Origin of the sequence: Corynebacterium sp. HMSC069E04, from assembly GCF_001813175.1 — a bacterium.
In the GTDB taxonomy this organism is placed as follows: Bacteria; Actinomycetota; Actinomycetes; order Mycobacteriales; family Mycobacteriaceae; genus Corynebacterium; species Corynebacterium aurimucosum.
In genome coordinates this window covers 23,771-30,990 of record NZ_KV811677.1, presented here as the reverse complement: position 1 = coordinate 30,990, position 7,220 = coordinate 23,771, and the positions used below count along the sequence as shown (strand labels likewise).

Genomic DNA, 7,220 nt, shown 5'->3' with positions numbered 1-7,220 from the left:
GAAGCGGAACTAAACCCAGGACGCTTCAAAAGTCACTTGGGGTGTCCCGTGCCCGGGCACATGTGGGGTTGCGATGGGGAAGCTGGCAAGCGGCAGGGTTAAGCCTCGTTTTGTTCCCTGTGCTGCTAGGAATTGGTTACCTTGGTATCCGTCTCGTGCCGACAGCTAGTCTTACCCTCCCAGGTGTCGTTCTCGTCCAAGGGGTAAGTGGTGCCGCGATTCTTAGAGCCGTAGGCGAGGAGATTTTCTTCCGAGGATTCCTCGGCGGCTTGTTTCTTCGACGCTGGGGACTATGGGGTGGGAACACTCTTCAGGCCGCTCTTTTTCTCGTGCCTCACCTCGTGCTATTGAGTGTTGATGTGCATCTGTGGCCGATACTTCCCGTTCAGTTCCTCAGTGGCTGGATACTTGGCGCGGTGAGATATCGTTCGGGCAGCATCATTGAGTGCTCAATTCTACATGCTGCCGTTAATGTTGGGATTGGACTGCTGGCGGGTTAAGTGAAGGATTGCGTTCGTGTGCTCGGGGCGATTAATGGTCAACTCTGAGCACAAAGCTCTGTGCCGCAGGTCTATCTTTCGTCCGTTAGGCGTCGCACGGCCTCCCGGATGACCTCAGGGCGCTTGCAAAAGGCGAAGCGTACCTTGTACTTCCACGGCTCGGGATTGTCCGTGAAGGCGGCCAGCGGGATGGCAGCCACGCCCTTCGTTTCGGGCAGCTGCATGCAGAAATCAATGCCGCTTAAACCGGTAGAGGAGACATCGGCAACCACATAGTAAGTGCCGCCGGTGTCATGGACGTGGAATCCCAGTTGCTTGAGGCCTTCCACGAGGATGCGGCGGCACTCTGCAAGTTCAGCCACCATGTCGTCTAGCCATTCTTGTTCATAACGCAGGGCATGGGCCACGGCTGGCTGGAAGGGCGTGGTGGAGACGAAGGTGGTGAATTGCTTGGCTTTGATGACGCCGTCGAGAAGCTTAGGCTCTGCAATGGCCCAGCCGGTCTTCCACCCGGTGCAGTTGAAGGATTTGGCGGCAGATGACACGGTGACGGTGCGCGCGGCCATCCCCGGCAGGGAGGCGATGCTGACGTGGTCGGTGCCGAAGGTGAGGTTTTCATAGACCTCATCGGCGAGAACCAGCAGGTCCCTTTCCACGCAGAGCTTGGCGAGCTCGGTGAGTGCTTCGCGGGAGAAGACCGAGCCGGTCGGGTTGTGCGGGGTGTTGATGATGACCATGGCGGTTTTATCGGTCACGGCTGCACGCACCGCATCGACGTCGATATCCCAGCTATTGCCGGATTCCTTCAAGGGGACGGGGATGCGGGTGGCGTCGGCAAGCGCGATGGCAGCGGCGTAGGCATCGTAGTAGGGCTCAAGGACAATGACCTCGTGGCCCGGTTCTACTAAGCCGAGCACCGTGGCGGTAATCGCTTCGGTAGCGCCGGCGGTGACCACGACGTGGTCCTGGGGTACGGAGTAGGTCTCCGCGATGGCGCTGAGCAGCTCCGGGGCCCCGCGCAGGGGAGCGTATTGGTTGTTGCCACCGGCGATGTTTTCCTGGGCGATCTCCAGCATGCGCTGCGGGCCGTCGCTATCGGGGAAACCCTGGCCTAGGTTCACCGCGCTATTCTCCACGGCAAGCGCGGTCATGGTGGCGAAGATGGTTTCGCCGAATTCTTGTAGTCTCTCGACAGTCATTTACAGCACCAACAAATCGTATTTCGTAGCTTTTACATCGGTCAGACGTTTGCGGGCGCGCTCGAGGCGCTGCCACTGGTCTTCCGGAATGGATTTGCGGGCAATCGTCACGGTCTCCGCATCCGGGGTACCCCAGGCAATCGGCATGGGGGTGATTTGCTGCCAGTGGTCTTGATCGCCGCTGCTGCGCTGACCGGAGACCGCGGCCACCGGAACCTTGGTTCCCACGGTGCGCTTAATGCCCGGGATATTGGTGACCGTGCGCAGGCAGGCGCCCCAGCGCGGCGGAGCCTTCGGGTCCACGTTGGTGTTCACCAGCGCCATGAGGACCATGTCGCGCTCGTTGACCTCTGCGACGACGGCGGGGGCTAACGGATAGGAATCATAGAGTTTCTGAGCCGAGCCGACCTTGCTTGAGGCCAAGACGCCGATGACGGCGCAAAAGATTCCGAAGAGCACCATGCCCAGCGCTAGCGTGATGCGCCAGACGGCCTCCATGCCGAAGTAGACGGCAATGCCGCCGATGATAAATAAGAGGCCCATGATGAGTCCGGAGTTGCGCAGGCGCGCGGAATCACGCAGGAGCTCATTGTTCTTCTTGGCAAAGTCTTCGTTGACTTCAAACTTGAAAATCTTCATCAGCTCACAAGTCTACTTCGTCCACCAGCCGGTAGGCATAACCTTGCTCGGCCAAAAAGCGCTGGCGGTGCATGGCATATTCCGCATCGATGGATTCGCGCGCCACCAGAGTGTAGAAGGTAGCCTCCTGCCCGTCCTTCTTCGGGCGCAGCAGGCGGCCCAAGCGCTGCGCCTCTTCCTGGCGGGAGCCAAAGGTGCCGGAGACCTGGATGGCCAAGGCAGCCTCGGGAAGGTCGATGGAGAAGTTCGCCACCTTGGATACCACCAGGGTGAGAAGCTCGCCCTCGCGGAATTGTTGGAAGAGTTTTTCGCGCTTGGCGGTGGAGGTCTTGCCGTCGATAACCGGCGCGTCTAGGTGCTCACCGAGCTCCTCCAGTTGGTCCACGTAAGCGCCGATGATGAGTGCCTGCTGGCCTGCATGTTTCTTCAGCAGCTTGTCGACGGCCCGCAGCTTCGCGCTTGCCGACGCCGCAATCCGGTAGCGCTCCCGCGCCTGTGCCGTGGCATAGAGCAAGCGCTCGTCCTGCGTCATGTCCACGCGAACCTCCACGCAGTCCGCGGTGGCGATATAGCCGGCGGATTCCAGCTCCTTCCATGGCGCGTCATAGCGTTTGGGCCCGATGAGCGAAAAGACATCGCCCTCGCGGCCGTCTTCGCGGATGAGGGTGGCGGTCAGCCCCAAGCGGCGGCGCGATTGCAGGTCGGAGGTCATGCGGAAGACCGGGGCAGGCAGAAGGTGGACTTCGTCGTAGATAATAAGTCCCCAGTCATGGGAATCGAAGAGTTCGAGTGCCCGGTATTCGCCCTTGGTCTTGCGGGTAACCACTTGGTAGGTGGCGATGGTAATCGGCTTGATCTCTTTCTTTTCGCCGGAGTATTCACCGATCTCTTCCGCGGTGAGGCTGGTGCGGCGCAGCAGTTCATCGCGCCATTGGCGCCCAGCGACGGTATTGGTCACCAGGATGAGCGTGGTGGCCTGTGCTTTGGCCATGGCGGCAGCACCCACGATGGTCTTGCCCGCGCCACACGGCAGGACCACGATGCCGGAGCCACCGGACCAGAAGGATTCGGCGGCATACTGCTGATAATCGCGTAAGCTCCAGTCCACCTCCTCCGTGCTCAGTGCGATGGGGTGGGATTCGCCATCGACGTAGCCGGCGCGGTCATCGGCGGGCCAGCTGGCCTTGAGCAGCTCCTGTTTGAGCCGCCCGCGCGCGGAAGGTGGGACGGCGATGGTGTTGTCATCAATGCGCGGGCCCAGAAGTTCGCTGACCTTCTTGGTACGCGTGAGCTCCTCTAGGATGACAGGCTCGTCCGATTCGAGGATGAGACCGTGGGCCGGATGTGCCAGGAGGCGCACGCGGCCGTAGCGCGACATGGTCTCGGCGACGTCGATCAGCAGCGCCTGCGGCACCGGGAAGCGGGAGTAGTTCTCCAGAACGTCGACGACTTGCTCGGCATCGTGCCCGGCGGCGCGGGCATTCCACAGTGCCAGTGGGGTGATGCGATAGGTGTGGATGTGCTCGGGCGCGCGCTCCAGCTCAGCAAAAGGTGCGAGCGCTGCGCGAGCCTCGTCGGCCTGCGGGTGATCCACCTCGAGGAGGACGGTCTTGTCCGATTGGACGATGAGTGGTCCGGGCATGTCTGGGGCCTTTCTACTCTGGGCGTCAGGGAAGGACTTAATCCCTGTCGGCGAAGCGGACGGAGGAAATGCGGTGAACCGGGAAGCGCACGGGTTTGCCCGCTGCGCCTAGGGCATCAATGTAGCCGCCTTCCACCGACAGTGGCTTCACAGTCACGGTGCGCAGCTCGCCGCTTTTATCGGCATAGGAGATCACGATATCGGCGTGGAAGCGCGCGGCGGCACGGGCGAGCGTGAGGGGATCTGGCTCCTCTTCCTTCTGCGCGCTCGGGTTCTGTGCTGATTGCCGCAGGGCCTGCACGGCTTCATCCACCGAGGCGGGCTCGCGCTTGCGGGGCTTTGTGCGGGGCGTGGGCAAAAGGTAAGGCTCGGGGGCGACGGCCAGGGAGGCGCCGGATTCATCCTCCGCAGTGGGGGAGAGCCCCTTAGTGCGCAGCTTCTCCAGCAGCTCGCCCACGCGCAGCTGAGATACCGCCACGGTGGGCGCGAGCAGGCGCAGGCCGGGGACTGAGGCAACTGCGAGCTCCAGCAGCGCGGGATCCTCACTGCGCAAATAGGACAGTGCAGGTCCACTGCGGAGGGTGCCATGGCGCTTGGCGACGTCCCCGATGGCAAAGCTCAACGCCTGCGGCACGCCTGTCGGGGAGTGCGCTTCCAAAAAGTCGGTCATTTCCTGGGCGGTGAGCCCCTGGTCCATGCCGCGGCGAATGGTGGCCTCGCTGATGCGGTATACGCTGGCTAGGCCTGGGGATTCGAGGTCCGCTAGGGATGCGAGGGTGCGGTGCGTGGCCGGCTCAAGGGGGCCGGGAACGAGGACGGTGAGGTCTTGCTGGATGATAAATTCGCTGACCGTTTCGGGGACGAGTGTGGCGGCTGCGGCGGAATCACTCAGCGCGCGGGTAGCCTTGCCCAGCGCTATAGCACCGATCCATTCGGCTTCGGCGCGCAGCTGCTCAATGGTCACCGTGCGCGTGTGGCTGGCAAATAGCGGGGAGCGAAAGCGTAGGTCCTCCCAGAACTCTTCGTTGTTCAGCGCGACTGCGGAGTGTGTATAGACGCCGAGAACGAAAGCGCGGAAGCGCGGCAGGCGGCGCACAATACTGTCGTCTGCGAGAACCCGGGTCTCAGCCCAACTGGCCCAGGGGGAGGTACGCCAGGCGTCGAGAAGAATGCGCCACTTCTCCCCGAGATCGGCCTCGAGCCAGTCCTGGGAGCCAGTGGTAGGTGCGAGGAAATGCCCCTCCAAGCCATCCGGCTCGCCGCGGTGGAGAAGCCTAGCATGGTGGCCCAAGCAGATAAGCCGCGCAACCTCCTCCTTCTCCAGAGCGAGGTCCTTGGCCAGTTGGTTGAGGGGGCGAACGCCGACCGAAGAGTCTTTCAGCAGCGCTACCGGATGGCTTCCGAGCAGCTCGATGAGCCTTTCCATGCCGCGCACGGCTTCCACGCCAGCTGCCGCGCCGGCGTCGTCAGCCCTGGCATCCGGTTCTGGGGTACCGGCGCGCCCCGAGGGGGTGGTGGGAATGGGCGGGGTGGTATCACCAGTCAGCAGGCGGGCGAGCGAGTGCGGCAGGCGCACCGAGTGCGCGTTGATACGCTCCAGAAAACCTTTGGCCAGCAGGCGCTTGGCGGGATCCTCGGAGTTGATGTCCGGCTCGGTGTCGGTGGTATAGCCCATGCCGTCGCCATTGCTTAAAGCATCAAGGACTCGGCGCTCCTCGGGAGCAAGCGCGGCTAGATCCTTCTCATCGAACTCTACTTGGTTGCGCAACGACCAGCCGGTGGGAAGTGAGCCCATCACGGCGGTGACGATGCGCACCTCCGGGGCGTCACCAAAGACGAGGCCGCGTTGCTTGAGCTGCGAAGTTACCTCAGGGTTGGTGTCCTCTACCATGTCCACTTCGCCGCCGCGTAGGGCGATATCTTCTAAGACAGCCAGCTGCTCGGCGTTGCTTGCTGCTAAGGCGTCCACGACGTGCATCGGCAGAGTTAGGCGCGAGGCGAGCGCGTCGAAGTCTTTCGGTGCGGGGGAGAGGACATCGCTGCGGGTGCTCAGCAGGGCGCGCAGGTCTTCATCGGGTAAGCGGCTGAGCCACTCGCGGTAGCTCTCGGTGACGCGGGCGCGGTGTGAAGGGGAGGTCATAATGGCGATCAAGCTTAGTAGTTAGTGGAAGGGGGAGGCATGGGGCCCTCGTTGGGTCAATAAGTTACTTTTTGCCGCGGGGTTTGGAATAATAAGGAGCATGTCGAACGAGAACAAAGGCTTCGTATCCCCGGCTTGGCCGAAGAACAGCCCCCGCGAGCACGCTATTACTGAACTTACTGCACCTTTTGCTGGTGCTTCCAGCCCGTACGGTGACGACCTGATTCTGCCGATGCCGGCAGAAAAGCTCAACTACGTTCACCCGTACACCCGCATCAACCGCTAAGTAGGCGCGCAGAAATCTGCGCTTCACTTAGCGGATACGTTGAGCCTTCCGGCTTGCTTTCAGCCCCTCCGAGAATGTTCTCCTCGGTGGGGCTATACGTGTTTGTAATGTACTTGCGCCTCAACTAGTTGGCACGGGCTTGGGCTTTAAGGCCGTCGAGCAGCGTATCGATGAGCTGGGCTTGTATACCTGATAGGTAGTCGGCGCTCACTGGTGTTCTGGGCAGCGGGCGGGTGATGAGACCGATGCCGATGTGAAGTTCGAGCGGGGTGAGGGACTCGGGGCAGAGACCTGCTTGTCGCGTGGGTTCGATAATCGGTTGGTAGATCGACTTCAGTTCAGCTTTGCGCTGGGTAGCGATCTCCTGCACGTCATCGTCTGAGAATGAGGCAGTATTCACCTCGGCTGCCGCTGCTTGAACAACCGCGGCGAAGTTAAGGCTGGCGATCCGATGAATAATATCGCGCCAGGTGCCTTCGGGATCCTCGTCGAAACCTTGTAGGTGGCTGTCCACCTCTTCTTTGATGTGTGCTACCTCCGCGCCGGTGACGGCATCGAGGAGGGAGAGCCGTTCGGGGAAGTGGCGTGAGACCGTGGCGACGCCCACGCCGGCTTTCTTGGCGATGGAGCGCATGGACACGCCCGGTCCCTCGCTGATGAGCAGCTGCCTGGCTGCTGCGACGATGGCTTGCTTGTGTTCTGCTGCGTCTTGTCTCACAGCTTGCATCATACCAAACGGAACACTATGCTCCACTTTGTAAACGAAACACCCTGTTCCATTTGGAGGTTAGAAGTGTCAGCGGTGAAAAGTCAG

At 61.6% G+C, this 7,220-nt stretch carries 7 protein-coding genes; 2 read left to right on the top strand and 5 right to left on the bottom strand.

All coding sequences use genetic code 11. The annotated features are described in order from the left end of the window. Nucleotides 1-41 precede the first annotated feature (41 nt). On the top strand, nucleotides 42-500 hold the full coding sequence (locus tag HMPREF2896_RS13190; protein WP_083311463.1) for a CPBP family intramembrane glutamic endopeptidase: 459 nt from the start codon (nucleotides 42-44) through the stop codon (nucleotides 498-500). Nucleotides 501-571: 71 nt separating this feature from the next. Here HMPREF2896_RS13190 and HMPREF2896_RS07045 read toward each other — a convergent pair whose 3' ends face one another. The 4 genes from HMPREF2896_RS07045 to HMPREF2896_RS07030 are packed head-to-tail and all read right to left on the bottom strand — an operon-like array spanning nucleotide 572 to nucleotide 6,120. Then, entirely contained in the window at nucleotides 572-1,699 is a 1,128-nt protein-coding gene (locus HMPREF2896_RS07045; protein WP_070718706.1) for an aminotransferase class I/II-fold pyridoxal phosphate-dependent enzyme, read from the bottom strand. Then, entirely contained in the window at nucleotides 1,700-2,338 is a 639-nt protein-coding gene (locus HMPREF2896_RS07040; RefSeq protein WP_070718703.1) for a DUF3239 domain-containing protein, read from the bottom strand. A gap of 4 nt (nucleotides 2,339-2,342) precedes the next feature. Beyond that, nucleotides 2,343-3,980 (bottom strand): DNA repair helicase XPB, encoded by a 1,638-nt coding sequence (locus HMPREF2896_RS07035; RefSeq protein WP_070718700.1) that lies wholly within the window; start codon nucleotides 3,978-3,980, stop codon nucleotides 2,343-2,345. 37 nt (nucleotides 3,981-4,017) lie between these two features. After that, on the bottom strand, nucleotides 4,018-6,120 hold the full coding sequence (locus tag HMPREF2896_RS07030) for a helicase-associated domain-containing protein (protein WP_070718697.1): 2,103 nt from the start codon (nucleotides 6,118-6,120) through the stop codon (nucleotides 4,018-4,020). A 100-nt stretch (nucleotides 6,121-6,220) separates the two neighbouring features. Here HMPREF2896_RS07030 and HMPREF2896_RS07025 point away from each other — a divergent pair, with 100 nt between their 5' ends. Next, complete coding sequence (locus HMPREF2896_RS07025) at nucleotides 6,221-6,406, top strand: hypothetical protein (protein ID WP_010187772.1); 186 nt, start codon at nucleotides 6,221-6,223, stop codon at nucleotides 6,404-6,406. Nucleotides 6,407-6,530: 124 nt separating this feature from the next. On the opposite strand, the gene HMPREF2896_RS07020 is transcribed toward HMPREF2896_RS07025, so the two are convergent. Next, nucleotides 6,531-7,133 carry a TetR/AcrR family transcriptional regulator gene (locus HMPREF2896_RS07020; RefSeq protein ID WP_246824004.1) on the bottom strand — a complete coding sequence of 201 codons (603 nt, stop codon included), beginning with the start codon at nucleotides 7,131-7,133 and terminating at the stop codon, nucleotides 6,531-6,533. Nucleotides 7,134-7,220 lie beyond the last annotated feature (87 nt).